The sequence below is a fragment of the Paramicrobacterium salitolerans genome (assembly GCF_051513965.1).
Classification (GTDB): Bacteria; Actinomycetota; Actinomycetes; order Actinomycetales; family Microbacteriaceae; genus Paramicrobacterium.
Genome location: NZ_CP195847.1, coordinates 1,792,457 through 1,807,468 on the forward strand (window position 1 = coordinate 1,792,457; position 15,012 = coordinate 1,807,468).

The 15,012-nt window shown below is 64.7% G+C and carries 13 protein-coding genes and 1 tRNA gene; 4 read left to right on the top strand and 10 right to left on the bottom strand.

Annotated features, from left to right (window positions below):
• Positions 1-74 precede the first annotated feature (74 nt).
• The 6 genes from rho to argS all read right to left on the bottom strand — a co-directional run bounded on the left by rho (position 75) and on the right by argS (position 8,517).
• Entirely contained in the window at positions 75-2,168 is a 2,094-nt protein-coding gene (gene rho, locus ACSAGD_RS08565; RefSeq protein WP_437582305.1) for a transcription termination factor Rho, read from the bottom strand.
• 175 nt (positions 2,169-2,343) lie between these two features.
• Complete coding sequence (gene thrB, locus ACSAGD_RS08570; protein ID WP_437582306.1) at positions 2,344-3,267, bottom strand: homoserine kinase; 924 nt, start codon at positions 3,265-3,267, stop codon at positions 2,344-2,346.
• The gene (locus ACSAGD_RS08575) at positions 3,264-4,574 is read right to left on the bottom strand and encodes a homoserine dehydrogenase (RefSeq protein WP_437582307.1); all 1,311 of its coding nucleotides are present in this window, start codon (positions 4,572-4,574) and stop codon (positions 3,264-3,266) included. The genes thrB and ACSAGD_RS08575 overlap by 4 nt, the downstream gene beginning before the upstream one ends.
• Positions 4,571-5,971 carry a diaminopimelate decarboxylase gene (gene lysA / locus ACSAGD_RS08580; RefSeq protein ID WP_437582308.1) on the bottom strand — a complete coding sequence of 467 codons (1,401 nt, stop codon included), beginning with the start codon at positions 5,969-5,971 and terminating at the stop codon, positions 4,571-4,573. Before lysA ends, ACSAGD_RS08575 begins: the two co-directional genes overlap by 4 nt.
• 103 nt (positions 5,972-6,074) lie before the next feature.
• Positions 6,075-6,851 carry an LmeA family phospholipid-binding protein gene (locus ACSAGD_RS08585; protein ID WP_437582309.1) on the bottom strand — a complete coding sequence of 259 codons (777 nt, stop codon included), beginning with the start codon at positions 6,849-6,851 and terminating at the stop codon, positions 6,075-6,077.
• 1 nt (position 6,852) lies between these two features.
• On the bottom strand, positions 6,853-8,517 hold the full coding sequence (gene argS / locus ACSAGD_RS08590; protein WP_437582310.1) for an arginine--tRNA ligase: 1,665 nt from the start codon (positions 8,515-8,517) through the stop codon (positions 6,853-6,855).
• A gap of 113 nt (positions 8,518-8,630) precedes the next feature.
• Here argS and ACSAGD_RS08595 point away from each other — a divergent pair, with 113 nt between their 5' ends.
• Positions 8,631-9,269, top strand: coding sequence for a hypothetical protein (locus ACSAGD_RS08595; RefSeq protein ID WP_437582311.1), 639 nt, complete (start codon positions 8,631-8,633; stop codon positions 9,267-9,269).
• Position 9,270: 1 nt separating this feature from the next.
• Here ACSAGD_RS08595 and ACSAGD_RS08600 read toward each other — a convergent pair whose 3' ends face one another.
• The gene (locus ACSAGD_RS08600) at positions 9,271-10,065 is read right to left on the bottom strand and encodes a transglutaminase-like domain-containing protein (RefSeq protein WP_437582312.1); all 795 of its coding nucleotides are present in this window, start codon (positions 10,063-10,065) and stop codon (positions 9,271-9,273) included.
• A gap of 157 nt (positions 10,066-10,222) precedes the next feature.
• On the opposite strand from ACSAGD_RS08600, the gene ACSAGD_RS08605 reads away from it, so the two are divergent.
• Positions 10,223-10,295 (top strand) — tRNA-Arg (locus ACSAGD_RS08605).
• Positions 10,296-10,475: 180 nt separating this feature from the next.
• Here the strand turns inward: ACSAGD_RS08605 and ACSAGD_RS08610 are convergent.
• From ACSAGD_RS08610 to ACSAGD_RS08620, 3 genes are all read right to left on the bottom strand, one after another.
• Positions 10,476-11,360 carry a M23 family metallopeptidase gene (locus ACSAGD_RS08610; protein ID WP_437582313.1) on the bottom strand — a complete coding sequence of 295 codons (885 nt, stop codon included), beginning with the start codon at positions 11,358-11,360 and terminating at the stop codon, positions 10,476-10,478.
• Positions 11,361-11,535: 175 nt separating this feature from the next.
• Positions 11,536-12,375, bottom strand: coding sequence for a DUF3097 domain-containing protein (locus tag ACSAGD_RS08615; RefSeq protein ID WP_437582314.1), 840 nt, complete (start codon positions 12,373-12,375; stop codon positions 11,536-11,538).
• Between the two features lie 51 nt (positions 12,376-12,426).
• Positions 12,427-13,173 (bottom strand): gamma-glutamyl-gamma-aminobutyrate hydrolase family protein, encoded by a 747-nt coding sequence (locus ACSAGD_RS08620; RefSeq protein WP_437582315.1) that lies wholly within the window; start codon positions 13,171-13,173, stop codon positions 12,427-12,429.
• 182 nt (positions 13,174-13,355) lie between these two features.
• Here ACSAGD_RS08620 and ACSAGD_RS08625 point away from each other — a divergent pair, with 182 nt between their 5' ends.
• Complete coding sequence (locus ACSAGD_RS08625; protein WP_437582316.1) at positions 13,356-14,087, top strand: PspA/IM30 family protein; 732 nt, start codon at positions 13,356-13,358, stop codon at positions 14,085-14,087.
• A gap of 85 nt (positions 14,088-14,172) precedes the next feature.
• Positions 14,173-14,997, top strand: coding sequence for an arginase family protein (locus ACSAGD_RS08630; protein ID WP_437582317.1), 825 nt, complete (start codon positions 14,173-14,175; stop codon positions 14,995-14,997).
• The last annotated feature ends 15 nt before the right edge of the window (positions 14,998-15,012 follow it).

Below are 15,012 nucleotides of genomic sequence, written 5' to 3' on the forward strand. Positions count from 1 at the left end.
GATGGGTGAAACGACGAAACCCGTCTGCTCTGCGCACAACTATCGTAGGCGCGGAGCAGACGGGTTCAGGTCAGCTAGCGGTGCTCGCGGTCGCTTCCGTGACCGTGCGACGACGGCTGGGGAATCGACTTCTGCATCTGCACGAGAAACTCAACGTTTGACGATGTCTCACGAAGCTTGCTGAGGATGACCTCAAGTGCCTGCTGAGTATCGAGTCCGGCGAGGGCACGTCGCAGCTTCCACGTCACCTTCACTTCGTCCTGCCCGAGCAGCATCTCCTCGCGGCGCGTGGAGGATGCGTTGACGTCGATCGCCGGGAAGATCCGCTTGTCCGCGAGCTGACGCGAGAGTCGGAGCTCGGAGTTTCCGGTTCCCTTGAATTCCTCGAAGATGACCTCGTCCATCTTCGATCCGGTCTCGACGAGCGCAGTCGCCAGGATGGTCAGCGAACCGCCGTTCTCGATGTTGCGGGCCGCACCGAAGAAGCGCTTCGGCGGATACAGCGCTGCAGCGTCGACGCCGCCCGAGAGCACTCGTCCGCTCGTCGGAGCCGAGATGTTGTAGGCCCGTCCGAGTCGTGTGATCGAATCGAGCAGCACGACGACATCGTGGCCGAGTTCGACGAGACGCTTGGCCCGCTCGATTGCGAGCTCCGCGACTGTCGTGTGGTCTTCGGCAGGACGGTCGAATGTCGAGGCGATCACTTCGCCCTTGACCGTACGCTCCATATCCGTGACTTCCTCAGGACGCTCGTCCACGAGCACGACCATGAGGTGGACCTCAGGGTTGTTCGTCGCGATCGCGTTCGCGATGTGCTGAAGAACGATGGTCTTGCCGGCCTTCGGCGGCGCGACGATGAGTCCACGCTGTCCCTTGCCGACCGGTGAGACCAGATCGATGAGCCGCTGCGTCAGCTTGCCTGGCTCCGTCTCCATCCGCAGGCGCTCCTGCGGATACAGCGGAGTGAGCTTGCCGAACTCCACCCGCTCGGCCGCTTCGTCCGTCGACTGACCGTTGATGGTATCGATCTTGACCAGCGCGTTGTACTTCTGTCGCGAGTTGTTCTCGCCCTCGCGGGGCTGTCGAACAGCGCCCACGATCGCGTCACCCTTGCGCAGGTTGTACTTCTTCACCTGGCCGAGCGACACGTAAACGTCGTTTGCGCCCGGGAGGTAGCCCGTCGTGCGGACAAAGGCGTAGTTGTCAAGAACGTCGAGGATGCCCGCGATCGGGACGAGCACGTCGTCCTCAGTGATCTCCGGCTCGACCTCGTCGGAGCGACCGCGCTTGCGATCACGGTACCGGTTCCGGCCTCGACCGCTCTGGTCGTCGCCACGGTTCTGCTGACGGTCGTCGCCACGGTTCTGCTGACGGTCGTCACCTCCAGAGTCTCCCCCACGGTTCCGGCCTCGGCCGCGTCCACGACGCTGCTTGTCGTCCCCCTCACCGGAGTCAGAGCTCTCGTCCTTGTGACGGCTGTCGGATTCGTCTTTCTTCGACTCGTCCTTGTGGCTGTTCTTCTGACCGCCCTTGCCGTTTCCGTCCTTGCCGTCTTTGCGACCGCCCTGGTCGCCACGGCCCTCGGGCGAGCTCTCGGCGGCATCCGTGTCATCGTCGTTCTTGCGACCGCGACGGCGGCCACCGCGCTTCCCGCCGTTCTTCTGACCACCCTGGTCGTCTGAGCCACGATCGGAGTCGCCATCGCCCTGCTTGGCGCCCTCAGAGGACTCCGCCTGCGCGGCATCCTTCTTCGGAGCGCGACGCTCGTGAGCGCGCTTCTCTGCATCGGAGAGCGCCGCATCGAGAACGGCCTCAGCGGCCTGCTCCGGCGTCGTGGGGATCTGCGCCTCCTGGTCGGAGTTCACATGCCCCGAGGCAGCGAGAGGTGTCGATGACTCGATCGTATCGGTCGACACACGACGAGACCGCGTACCGCGGCTCGGAGTCTTCGACTCGGGAGCGCTCTGCTCTTCGGCGTCCTTCGCTGCATGCGGTGCACTGCCCGCAGCCTGCTTCTCTGCGATCGCGGCGACCAGCTCCCCCTTGCGGAGCTTGGAAGCTCCGGGAATCGAGAGTCCGGCGGCGAGCTTCTGCAGCTCGGCCACCTTGAGCGTGGCGAGGTCTTTGCCGCGGTCCGCGCCGTCTGCGCGGATTCCTGCGTCTGTCACTGGAGAGTTTTCCTTTCCCATCCTGGCGCTTCGATGGCCAGGGAAAGCCGTCACGCCGCCCGTGCTCTCCCACAGACGGGAGACACGATTTCGCATCAGAACACGAAAAGATACGGGTGAGGGCAATTAATCGGTGAATGATCCGAGGGCCAGATTCACCCTTGCGGGTGGTTCCCTATGGGATCGCTACTACTGTAGCACCCTTGAAGTCCACAGCGAGCATCTCGGCGCGCCAGGTTGCACCCGATTTCCGCTCCGCGAGCGCCGCCGCTTCGAGACGGTCACCCGGTCCGTCGCAGAGCACCAGAATAGAGGGGCCAGCCCCCGACACGACGGCTGGAAAACCCGCTTCACGAAGGGCAGATATCAGAGCAGCCGTCTCCGGCATAGCGGAGGCGCGATAGCTCTGGTGGAGCTTGTCTTCGGTGGCCTGGAACAGCAATTCAGGGCTCTGCAGCATCGCCGCGACCATGAGCGCAGACCGGGAGACGTTGAACACGGCATCCTCGTGTGGAACCTGTGACGGCTGCAGCTCACGCGCACGCCGCGTGGAGAGCGTGGTCTCTGGCACGAGCACGAGCGGCGAGACTCCACGGTGGACCATGAGTTTCTTGTGCCGAGGCCCCGTCGGCGTGGTCCAGGCGATCGTCAGTCCGCCGAACAGCGCCGGCGCCACGTTGTCGGGGTGTCCTTCGAGCTCTGTGGCGATGCCGAGAAGCATCTCCTCAGTGAAGTGCACTATGCCCTCGAGCAGTCCGCGCGCGGCGGCGATTCCCGCGACGACCGCGGCACCGGACGAACCAAGACCACGACCATGGGGGATCCGATTGTCCGCATCGATGCGGAGGCCCGGAGCGTCGTGCCCCACGGCGGCGAACGTGGCGAGGATCGACGACGCGACGAGGTTGGTTCCGTCTGTCGGCACCTCACCCTCTCCGACTCCTCTGACGTTCACGTGCACACCGGACTCGGCGACCGCTTCGACGGTCACGTCGTCGTACAGCGAGAGCGCCAGGCCGAGCGTGTCGAACCCAGGACCGAGGTTCGCGGACGTCGCGGGGACCTTCACCGCCACGCGACGGCCGATCATCGAGCTCATTGCGCGCCCTCGACGCGCAGCACGCTCACGATGCGATCGGTGACGTTGGCTTCGCCGAGAGCGTCCACTACCGCGCTCAGCGCCTTCTCACGGGCACGGTGCGTGCCGATGATGAGGGTTGCGAGCCCATCGCCCTCATCGGCAATGCTCTGCTCCACCGTCTGCACAGAGACACCGAAATCGGCGAAGATCCCGGCGACCTCCGAGAGCACGCCCGGACGGTCCTCGACGCGAAGATTGATCTGGTACTTCGTCACCACGTCATCGATCGGCAGCAGCGGAAGCCCAGCATGGTTGGACCCGTTCAGCCCCGGCCCTCCGGCAACGTGCCGACGCGCGGCGGAGACGACATCGCCGAGGATCGCCGACGCCGTCTGCACTCCGCCGGCACCGGCACCATAGAACATGAGAGGACCAGCGGCCTCGGCATCCACGAACACGGCGTTGTTCTCTGCATACACGGTTGCGAGCGGATGCTCCCGCGGCACGAGCGCGGGATAGACGCGCGCCGAGATGCCCAGCTCTCCCTCAGGCGTCGTCAGTCGCTCGGCGACGGCGAGAAGTTTGATCACATACCCGGCCGACTGGGCCGCTTCGATCTGCTCTGCCGTCACACTCGTGATGCCTTCACGATGCACGCGGTCCGCATCGATCTGCGAGTGGAACGCGAGCCCCGCGAGGATCGTCACCTTCTGGGCGGCGTCGTATCCCTCGACGTCGAGCGTGGGATCTGCCTCAAGATACCCGGCTTCGAACGCGAGCTTCGAGGCTTCCTCCATGGTCTCACCGAAGCGGTCCATGCGGTCAAGGATGAAGTTCGTCGACCCGTTGACGATCGCGAGCACACGTGTGATGTTGTCTCCGGCGAGGCTGTCGCGAAGGGGCCGCAGAATCGGAATGGCCGCCGCAACAGATGCCTCGTACGAGATCTCTGCTCCCACCTGCTCGGTAGCTGCGAACAGCTCCGCACCGTGCGCGGCGAGGAGTGCCTTGTTACCCGTGACCACGTCTGCTCCGGAATTCACAGCGTCGAGGATGTAGGTACGCGCCGGCTCGATGCCGCCCATCAGCTCGATGACGATGTCGGCTCCCCGAATGAGAGATTCCGCGTCAGTCGTCAGCAGTTCCCGCGGAAGTTCCACGTCGCGCTTCGCGTCGACGTCTCGCACGGCGATGCCGACGAGTTCGAGGTCCGCGCCCGCCCGTGCGGCGAGCTCACGACGGTTCTCGAGAAGCATCTTCGCGACCTGGGACCCAACGGACCCAGCTCCGAGAAGAGCAACTCTGAGGGTGCGACTGTCGATCATCGTCCATCCAATCCGGCGTCGCGCGCCACGAGGTCGGCTTCTGTCTCGCCACGCACGATGATGCGTGCATGGCCGTCTCTGACCGCAATGATCGGCGGTCGTCCGAGATAGTTGTAGTTGCTGGCAAGCGACCAGCAGTAGGCCCCGGTGGCCGGAACACCCACCAGGTCTCCTGGCTCCACGTCGCCGGGAAGATAGTCGTTCAACACCACTATGTCGCCCGATTCGCAGTGCTTTCCCGCAATCCTCACGAGGGCGGGAGCAGCACTCGACCGTCTCGACGCGAGTCGCACGGAATACTCCGCTTCGTACAGTGCGGGACGCGCATTGTCGCTCATGCCGCCGTCCACGCTCGCATAGAGGCGCACCGCGGTTCCGGATGCCGTGTCGACGGTCACGGGCTTCGTCGTTCCGACCTCATAGAGTGTCACGCCCGCGCGTCCGATGATCGCGCGCCCCGGTTCGAAGGCGACGTCCGGAACCGGAATGTCGAGACGCTCGCATTCAGTCCGCACGATGTCCGCTATCGCGGCCGCGAGGTCATCGATCGGCGTCGGATCATCTGCACTGGTGTAAGCGATGCCGAAACCACCGCCGAGGTTCAGCTCGGGCACAGGTCCGTCGCTCAGCAGGTCGCGGTGGACCGTGAGCAGACGCGCGGCTGACTCGGCAAAGCCTGCCGCGCCGAAGATCTGCGAGCCGATGTGACAGTGCAGTCCGCGGAACTCAAGGCTCGGCCGCGAGCGGATCATTCGCACAGCATCCTCCGCGGTGGCCAGTGGGATGCCGAACTTCTGGTCTTCGTGCGCTGTCGCGAGGAAGTCGTGTGTGTGCGCGTGCACTCCGCTGTTCACGCGAACCCGCACGGCCTGCTGCACTCCAGCGGCATCGGCGGCATCGGCGACCCTCTCGATCTCCTGGAAGCTGTCAAGAACGATCGTGCCGACGCCGGCCTCGACCGCGCGTGCGATCTCTGCTCGTGACTTGTTGTTGCCGTGAAACCCGATCTCGGATGCTGGAACGCCTGCCGCCAGTGCCAGACCGAGCTCGCCACCCGAGCACACGTCGATGCGGCAGCCCGCCTCGATCATCCACTGTGCGACATGAGCCGTGAGCAGAGCCTTGCCTGCGTAGTAGACATGCGCCTGGGCGCCGAGGGGCTCAAAAGCGGTCTGCAGTGCCTGTCGCACTTCGACCGCGCGCTCGCGCGCCTCAGACTCATCGATCACATAGACGGGCGTCCCGAACTCGTCGGCAAGAGCACGCGCGTTGACACCGCCGATCGTCAGCTCACCGGACTCCCCACGCTCTGCGGTGCGAGGCCAGAGACCAGGCACAAGCGCGTTCGCGTCGGCGGGTTCGGTCAGCCACGAGGGCGCAAGAGGGTTGTGCGTCACAGAAGACCAATCATGGGATGTTGGCGGAAAGTGCGGGCTTCGGCGCCTCGGTGACAGGAAGTCTACCGAGAACGTATTCCGGCGACCGCATTCACGACGACGCCTACGATTCGCAGGAGCCTCGTGAGGACAGATCTGGCCCGTTCCGGGGGATGTCTGCGGCTGAGAGCTCAAAGGTGATGTGCTCCGGGGTCACCGTCACGTCGTCGACGCTTGTTCCGTCGGGAAGTGACGATGCCACGCAGATCTCGACAGGCTTGTCGTCGAGGATCCGCTGAATAAGAGGAGTGAGGTCGAGCGACCCGAAGTCGCTCGTCAGGTGGACGTCGCGCGGGCTGAGCGTCACAGTCTCACCGTGCGCCTCGGGCTCGGCCTCCACCGTGTAGCCGATGTTCATGCCGAGGAACGTCGTGGTCTGGTCGTAGCTGAGCGTACCGTCGCCGAGCGACAGCTGCGGGTCGGCTCCGCCGAGGGCGAGCAACGCGTTCGCGGCATCCTCTCCCCCGCTCACACGTGCGGTCGCGGTGTCGATCGTTCCGTTCTCGTCGAGGGGAACGCCCTTCGCGACAACGGTGATATCGAACGGGATGCCGGCCGCTGTCGCGTCCTTCGCCGTGAGCGTCACTTCGGTGAAATCACCCGCGATCAGCTGCGGCAGAAACAGCCCTCCATCGATCGAGACGTTGACATCAGCCTCGACGTCGTCCGGCTGCTTCGACTCGACGGCGTCCGCGACGCTGTCCTGTGCGATGCCGCGAGCCAACCCGTCTGCCGCCCACAGCGCCAAGCCGAGCAGCACGACGATGACCGCGCAGATCGTGAGCGTCCACGCGACGCGATGTCCGGACCGACCGGTGCTCTGTGCGGAGGCCCCGCTCATCTCACATCCGCTCAGGCGCCGTGACGCCGAGAAGGTCGAGTCCGTTCGCGATCACCTGGCGCGACGCGTCGTTCAGCCACAGCCGCGTGTGGTGCACGGGCTCGATCGGGTCGTCACCGCGCGGTATGACGCGGCAGTTGTCGTACCAGCGGTGGTAAAGACCGGCGATCTCTTCGAGATAGCGCGCGACGCGGTGCGGCTCACGAACCTCCGCGGCGTGCGCGACGATCCGCGGAAACTCCTGCAGTGCGCCGAGCAGCGCGCTCTCTGTCTCGTGGGTGAGGGTCTCGGGCGCGAAGCGGCTGCGGTCCACCTGAGCTTGAGCCGCATTGCGTCCGACCGCACACGTTCGTGCGTGCGCGTACTGCACGTAGAAGACGGGATTGTCGTTCGTACGCTTCCTCAGCAGCTCAGGGTCGAGAGTGAGCGGGGAATCGGCCGGATAGCGTCCCAGCGAATAGCGAAGCGCGTCGCTTCCCAGCCATTCGAGCAGATCATCCATCTCGATGATGTTGCCTGCTCGCTTGGAGAGGCGCGCACCGTTGATGCTGACCAGCTGACCGATGAGCACCTCGATGTTGCGTTCAGGGTCTTCACCCGCCGCGCCCGCGATGGCCTTGAGACGATGCACATAGCCGTGGTGGTCAGCCCCCAGGAGGTAGATCTTGCGTGCGTAGCCGCGATCTCCCTTGTTCAGGTAGTAGGCGGCGTCCGCGGCGAAGTACGTGTAATCGCCGTTGCTGCGCCGGATCACGCGGTCTTTGTCATCGCCGAAATCCGTGGTGCGCACCCAGATCGCGCCCTCGTCATCGTAGACGTGCCCCTGCTCGCGCAGTCTGGCGACCGCCGCATCGATATCGTTGCTCTCGTCATCGCCCGCGACGTGCAGCTGTCGCTCGGAGAACCACACGTCGAAGTGGACGTTGAAGTTCTCGAGAGACTGCTTGATCTCGCCCAGCTGAGCCTCGTATGCGATTTCGCGCGCACGCTCGATGGCCTCGTCATCGGGCCGCTCGAGGAGGTTCGGATCGTGACGGAGCACTGCGGCCGCGAGTTCGTCGATGTACTTCCCGGGGTATCCGTCTTCGGGGGTCGGCTCACCTTTCGCCGCCGCGAGCACGGAACGACCGAACGTGTCCATCTGCCGGCCGGCGTCATTGATGTAGTACTCGGCGGCGACGTCAGCGCCGGAGGCCGCAAGGAGTCGCCTGATCGAATCGCCGAGCGCAGCCCACCTGGTGTGTCCGATGTGGAGCGGACCGGTGGGATTCGCAGAGACGAACTCAAGGTTGATGGATTCTCCGGCAAGGCTTGTGTTGCGACCGAAAGAGGTACCTGCCTCCACGATCGTCTTCGCCAGCTCGCCGGCCGCTGCGGCATCCAGCCTGATATTGATGAATCCGGGGCCCGCGACCTCTGCGGAGGCGACCCCCGCGACCTCTGCGAGCTGCTCGGCGATCTCTGCGGCGAGCTCTCGAGGGTTGGCACCGAGCTTCTTCGCGAGCCGCATAGCGATGTTGGAGGCCCAGTCGCCGTGCTCACGGTTCTTCGGCCGTTCAATGACGATCTGCGATTCTTCGATCTGAACCGGCTCATCCGGGCGACGTCGCTCGGCGATGGGGCCGAGGATGTCGAACAGGGCGCGGGAGAGATCTGTTGGAGTCACGGTGTCCGAGTCTAGCGCGACGAACCCGAGTGTTCCGCGTGTGCCCCGCCGCGAATCCGGACGACGTCTATCGTTGGTAACCTCAACTCATCCCGACGATCCTAAGGAGCCCCATGACCGTGAGCAGCGCACTCATCCGCCGCAGCGCCCTGATCGCCCTCGCGGCTGCGAGCCTGACGCTCACCGCCTGCGCTCCCCCGGTCGACGACGCGTCTCCCACTTCGACGACGTCAGCTGCTCCAACGGATGCTGCGACAGACGGTCCTCCCGCGGACACCCACAGCGAGGCTCCGTCCGACCCCACCGCCGCTCCTCCCACGACGAACCCTGACGCCGGCGAGGACGTCGGTCTCGCCTGTGACGAGGCGATCACTCTTCAGCAGATGTACGACTACAACTCGAACATCAGCCTCCTCGGTGAGTACACGCCGGGCGGCAAGACGCTGCAGGGCAAGGTCGCGAGCTTCAAGGGACTCACCTGCCAGTGGAGCAACAACACCAGCGGACGCACGATCGATCTCGGAATTGCGAAGCTGGACTCTGAGAGCCTGGATGCCCTCGCCAACGAGGCCGTGAACTCATCGAACTCCGTTCCGACGTACGGCGAGGAAGGCTACTTCATCGTCGAGTCCGGCGTCGGCACCGCTCAGATCTTCACCGACAGCTACTGGGTCGTGCTGTCGTCGAAGGACTTCACGGAACCGGGCGCAGTCGAGCCGCTCGCCAAGGCCGTTCTCGGAAACCTTCCCTGACTCAGGCCAGCACGATGGGTGCGAGGTGGTCGTCCGTCGTGAGAGTGTCGCTCACGGCGTTCACGTCGACGCTCCGCAGTGCGAGATTGCCGATGTGGTTCGTGAGGAATGCGATGTCTGACGCGTCGCGCCCGGTGGAGATGCGAACGAGCGACTGACGAGGCGCAAGTCTGGTCGCATCGACGACAAGCCAGCGGCCATCCACCCACGCCTCGGCGACCGCGTGGAAGTCCATCGGCCGGAGACCCGGCGCATACACCGCTGCGACGCGCGCCGGCACATCACAGGCGCGAAGCATCGTCACGACGACGTGTGCGAAATCACGACATACTCCGCGACCGGCTGAGAGCGTTGTCCTCGCACTGTCCGTTCCCCGGCTCGAACCGGGGACGTACTCGAGGGTGTCGTGCGTCCATGTGGCGACGGCATTGACGAGCGCGAGTCCTGTGAGGCCAGCGAACATTGAGCGCGCCTGCAGATAGAGAGCATCCGATTCTGCGTATCTGCTCGGACGGAGATAGCCGACGAGGTCGATCTCCCCCACAGGCTCGAGCGGACGTGCCCCTGCCACGTCAGCGGAATAGAAGACCTCGTAGTTCCCCGGATCCCCTGTGAAGCGGAGAATGCGCGTGCCGTGCCGATCGACGATCTCGCGTGGAAGATACACACGACCGTCGTTCGTGAAGGTGAACGACTCGGAACGGATGAGAGTTCCTGCTGCGACGGCGATCTGAAACAGCAGGTCGCTCTGTCCCCCCAGGCTGAACTGCAGATGAGCCGTAACCGTGCGCTCCATATCTTCATCCTCACACCGAGTGGGCCGAAAAGTCAGGTGGAGAACTGCCCACCCAAGGCTTCTCGGTTGATGCACAGACTTCACCACGCGTCGCTTTCGGAGTATCGCCTTGCGGGTGCTAGCCTAGGTTGGCGGCGAAATTGAACGTCGCTTTTCAGCCTCCGTAGCTCAGCGGATAGAGCGCCGGTTTCCGGTACCGTAGGTCGCAGGTTCGATTCCTGTCGGGGGCACTTTTTATCGCTAGGCCGGCGCAATGGCGTTTGGCTCTGTCCGTTTCTCTGGAGAAACCAGAGAACACAGGATGCTTCAGCGGACGGACTGCTGAACGCAGTTGTCCGAGGCGCTGCGCAGTCTCGCTGCTGCGAGCAGAGTCAGCTGATCGCCCCAGCTGCTCAGCAGGCGCCGTTTGCTCAGTAGGCGCCGTTGGCGCGCAGCCAGCCGAGTGGATCGACGAGACCGCCGTTGATGCGCACCTCGAGATGGAGGTGGTTCGCGGTCGAGCGTCCCGTGCTTCCTACCAGACCAAGCACCTGACCAGCCGTCACATGCTGGCCGACGGAGACGCGACGCGTACCGTACGTCATGTGGCCGTAGGTGGTGCGAACCTTCTGGCCGTCGATCGTGTGCTCCACGACCACGGCCACACCGTACCCTCCGTAGCTCTCCTGGGAGACGACGACGACACCGTCAGCGACTGAGCCGATCGGAGTTCCGCCTGCGATGAGGATGTCGACGCCCTCGTGAGAGCCGCCACGGCTCATAAAGCCGTCGCCGATCGTTCCGGAACTGGGAAGCGGCCAGCGCACTTCGCCCTCCCCGGCGATCGCCTTGTAGTCCTGGCCCTTGGTCGAGGCCTCTTGCTTGGCCTCTTCCTTCGCCTTCTTGGCAGCCGCCGCTGCTTCGGCAGCGCGCCGAGCCTCGTCGAGCTCCTCCTGCGAGGTCGCGGTGTAGTAGTCGCGCACGAGGTTCATCGCGGGTTCGACGCCCGTGGTGTCGAGAGTCTGGGCCGATGCTGTGGCAATGTCGTACGCGGACTGCGCGCCAGCGGATGTCTCGGGAGTCGCATACGACGGCAGCGCCATAGTGGCGAAGAGGCCGGGAACGACGAGCCCGACGATTGCTGTCGAGGCCCAGGAGCGGGCGATGCTCTTGCGCGAACGCGGCGCCTTTGCCGGTCGAGTCGACGTGCGTGTGGAACGGCGGTGCCCTTCCATCTCACGACGGGAACGACGGGTGGCGGGTGCGTTCAGAGAGTCGCCGGAAGCGTCTCGCTTCATCTCGAACGAATCAGTCACCAGTAAATCCTCCACACGTGACTCTGCGAGCCGCAGGGCAGTGAACTTAGGGAAACTGCCCCGGTGGACGGCTCTGCCAGATGGGGGTCACCGGGCCAGATGTCACGCGAACTCATCCGAGGATACGGGAAGATAACGATTTGTGCACGCTCTTTCTCGGTATTTTCGTTGATTCTCAGATTGGCTCTGTCACAAAGTCGATCAACTGCTCAACCCGACCGAGAAGCTCCGGCTCCAGATCCGTGTATTGCGATACTCGGCTCAGAATTCGCTTCCAGGCGCGGGCGATGTCGGCCTGATCCTCGTGCGGCCAACCGAAAGCACGGCAGATCCCCTTCTTCCATTCGATGCTCCGCGGAACCTCGGGCCAGCGGGAGATGCCGAGACGCTCGGGCAGCACAGACTGCCAGATGTCGATGAAGGGATGCCCCACGATCAAGACGTTCTTTCCATGTGGGCCCGCGTTCACGGTCTCTGCGATGCGCGACTCCTTCGAGCCCGGCACGAGGTGGTCGACCAGCACGCCGATCCGCGCCTCGCGCGTCGGCGCGGCATCCTTGATGATCGCGTCCAGATCGTCGATGCCGCCCAGATACTCCACGACGACGCCCTCCGCACGGAGATCGTCGCCCCACACCTTCTCCACGAGCTCGGCGTCGTGTCGTCCCTCCACGTAGATGCGGCTCTGACGTGCGACACGCGCCCGCTGTTCCGGAGCCGCGAATGACCCGGACGCGGTGCGCCGTGGTCCACTCGCCACCGTCTTCTTCGGATGCACCAGCTCGACCGGCTTGCCGTCGATCATGAATCCCTTGCCGAGTGGAAAGGCGCGAACCGCACCTGAATAGTCCTCTAACTCGACGCGTCGCCCTTCGACCCGAACGACGGCGCCGCACCAGCCGCTCCCGGCGTCCTCGACCACGAGGTCGCGAACGGCCTCGACGGTCGTGTGCTGAGGTTTGCCGCGGTTTCTCCAGTCACCCGCAAGCACGTCGCTTCCATACCGATCATCCATCACCGTGACACCCTAACCAGCGAGGGATGCGGTGTGGTGCAGGCGCCCCGGTCACGCGGCGAGCTGTCGCCGAGCCTCACGCTCGAGTCCGCTGAGGAGCCGCTCGAGCTGGTCGGCGGGCGCGAGTGGAGCCTCCGGATGCCATTGCACGCCGGTGACCGGAAGAATCTCGTGCTCCACAGCCTCAATGTGTCCATCGTGTGACCAACCGACTGGACGCAGCCCCCGCCCGGGCTGATCAATCACCTGATGGTGACCGGACTGCACCGTGATGTGCTCGCCCAAGCGCATCGCGAGTGTGCTCGATCGGTCGAGCGATACAGGATGCTCCACAAGGGCGTACTCCACAGGAAGGTCCGTCACACGGTGCCCCGACTCTTCCATGTGCTGCACGAGCGTTCCGCCGAACGCGACATTGATGATCTGATGCCCGCGGCAGATTCCGAGGAGCGGAGTGGAGCTGAGCGCCGCGCGACGCACGAGCGCGAGCTCTGCGGCATCCGCTCGTCGATAATGCTTGCCCTCACCCTCATAGCCGGAAGCGCCGTCGTAGAACTCTGGCGCAATGTCTTCTCCGCCCATGATGACGATCGCATCTGCTCCGGATGTGGCATCGAGAAGGCCATCGGTTCCCAGACGCTCTGCGGTCAGCAGCGAGACGTCCCAGCCGAGGATGGAGGCGTCGGTCACCGTCCTGTTGATCATCGCCCGGGTGTAGGCGTCGTACGCGGGAGCGTGGGGGCGTTCGTCCGTCACTTCGACGACGGCGAGACGCAGCGCATGCGGCTCATGGGTCATAGCTCCCCCTCTCCCAAAAGACGAGACCATTCTCTCGCGCTCCCGTCGACATCGCCACACGACCGTCACAGTAAGACACACGCTGCGCTGCCATTCGGAGGTTTTCAAAACCTTTCGCCGAATAGACTCGACACAATGACCCGGGCGCGCCCGGCGCCCGACGGCCCCGACGAGAGGACCTCATGAGCAAGCAGACCATCTTCGGGCGCATCGCCCAGCTCGCCCGAGCCAACATCAACGCCATCATCGACGCCGCGGAGGACCCGCAGAAGATGCTCGACCAGATGGTGCGTGACTACACGAACAACATCGCTGAGGCGGAGAGTGCGATCGCCGAGACGATCGGCAATCTCAGGATGCTGGAGCAAGACCACCGCGAGGATCTCGACGCGGCGCGCGACTGGGGCACGAAGGCGCTCGCGGCGAGCACACGAGCCGACACGATGCGCGCCTCCGGTGACGCGGCCGGGGCCGACAAGTTCGACAACCTCGCCAAGGTCGCCATTCAGCGCCAGATCTCCTCGGAGAAGGAGGCCAAGGCTGCGGAGCCGCAGATCGCCTCGCAGACGCAGGTGGTCGAGCAGCTGAAGAACGGCCTCAACGGGATGAAGGAGCGACTCGAACAGCTCAAGACCAAGCGCAACGAGCTCGTGGCTCGCCAGAAGACCGCGGCTGCTCAGCTCAAGGTGAACGACGCTCTCAAGAGCATCGACATCATGGACCCGACGAGCGAGGTCAGCCGCTTCGAAGAGAAGATCCGTCGCGAAGAGGCGAAGGTGCTCGGGCAGCAGGAGCTTGCTTCGTCGAGCCTCGACGCGCAGTTCGAGGAGCTCGAGGACCTCGGCGAGCTCACCGAGGTCGAAGCGCGTCTCGCGGCACTGAAGTCGGGCGGATCGTCCTCTCTCGAGGCGTAGTCGGCGCGGCGGGGTCGCACACGATCGCGATCCCGCCAAGTACGCACTCCTGGGCAGAGCAGGAGAGGAGACGCATACTGTAGTTATGACGGCTTTCATGGTTGTGCCGCAGTGGCAGGGATCGTCGTCGTCTCGAGCCATGCGCCTCATCGACGGTGCTGAGGCCATCAGGGGCGATCTTCCCTCGAGCTCGACGATGGACATCGAGGTTCCGGCGGGCGCAGGCGACGCCCTCGGCACGGGAGTCAGCAGGTTCAGTTCAATCGTCACCGTCCGCGAGCGTATGCGTGAGCGCCTTCAGACCTGCCGTGAGCCGGTCGTCAGCATCGGTGGCGGGTGCGGAATCGAAATCGCGGCCATCGACCGCGCGATGGAGCGCACAGACGGCGATCTCGCCGTCCTGTGGTTCGACGCCCATCCGGATCTGAACACCCCAGAGACCTCGCCCACAGGGGCGTTCGACGGCATGGCGCTGCGCGGGGTTCTCGGCGAAGGCCACGAGGTTCTTGCCGCTTCCGCACCGGTGCCGTCGGAACATGTCGTGCTGGGCGGGATCCGCGCGGTGGATGACCCCGAGGCCGAGTACCTCGACGCATCCGCTCTGACCGCCCTGCAGGCCGATGAGCTCGAGGGTGACCGACTTGCGGAGGCGCTTGCGGCGACGGGGGCGAAGCACGTCTACGTCCACGTCGATCTCGACGTGCTCGACCCCGCCGACATCGACGGAACCCACTGGGCAGAGCCATTCGGCGTCCCCCTCGCGTCACTCGTCGAGCTGATTGGTGCGGTTCGACGAGAGCATGTGCTCGCGGGAGCGGGAATCACGGGATTCGCGCCGGCCTCGCTCGCCGCCGCGACGGATGATCTGTCGGCGATCTTGAGGGTTCTCGGAGCGCTCACGCGCTCCTGAGCACACGCGAAGGAG

Excerpts from the sequence above, each read along its gene's own strand:
- thrB (WP_437582306.1), bottom strand. The coding sequence starts at position 3,267 with ATGAGCTCGATGATCGGCCGTCGCGTGGCGGTGAAGGTCCCCGCGACG.
- ACSAGD_RS08575 (WP_437582307.1), bottom strand. The coding sequence starts at position 4,574 with ATGATCGACAGTCGCACCCTCAGAGTTGCTCTTCTCGGAGCTGGGTCC.
- ACSAGD_RS08585 (WP_437582309.1), bottom strand. The coding sequence starts at position 6,851 with ATGAGCGGGGCCTCCGCACAGAGCACCGGTCGGTCCGGACATCGCGTC.
- ACSAGD_RS08595 (WP_437582311.1), top strand. The coding sequence starts at position 8,631 with ATGACCGTGAGCAGCGCACTCATCCGCCGCAGCGCCCTGATCGCCCTC.
- ACSAGD_RS08600 (WP_437582312.1), bottom strand. The coding sequence starts at position 10,065 with ATGGAGCGCACGGTTACGGCTCATCTGCAGTTCAGCCTGGGGGGACAG.
- ACSAGD_RS08615 (WP_437582314.1), bottom strand. The coding sequence starts at position 12,375 with ATGGATGATCGGTATGGAAGCGACGTGCTTGCGGGTGACTGGAGAAAC.
- ACSAGD_RS08620 (WP_437582315.1), bottom strand. The coding sequence starts at position 13,173 with ATGACCCATGAGCCGCATGCGCTGCGTCTCGCCGTCGTCGAAGTGACG.
- ACSAGD_RS08625 (WP_437582316.1), top strand. The coding sequence starts at position 13,356 with ATGAGCAAGCAGACCATCTTCGGGCGCATCGCCCAGCTCGCCCGAGCC.
- ACSAGD_RS08630 (WP_437582317.1), top strand. The coding sequence starts at position 14,173 with ATGACGGCTTTCATGGTTGTGCCGCAGTGGCAGGGATCGTCGTCGTCT.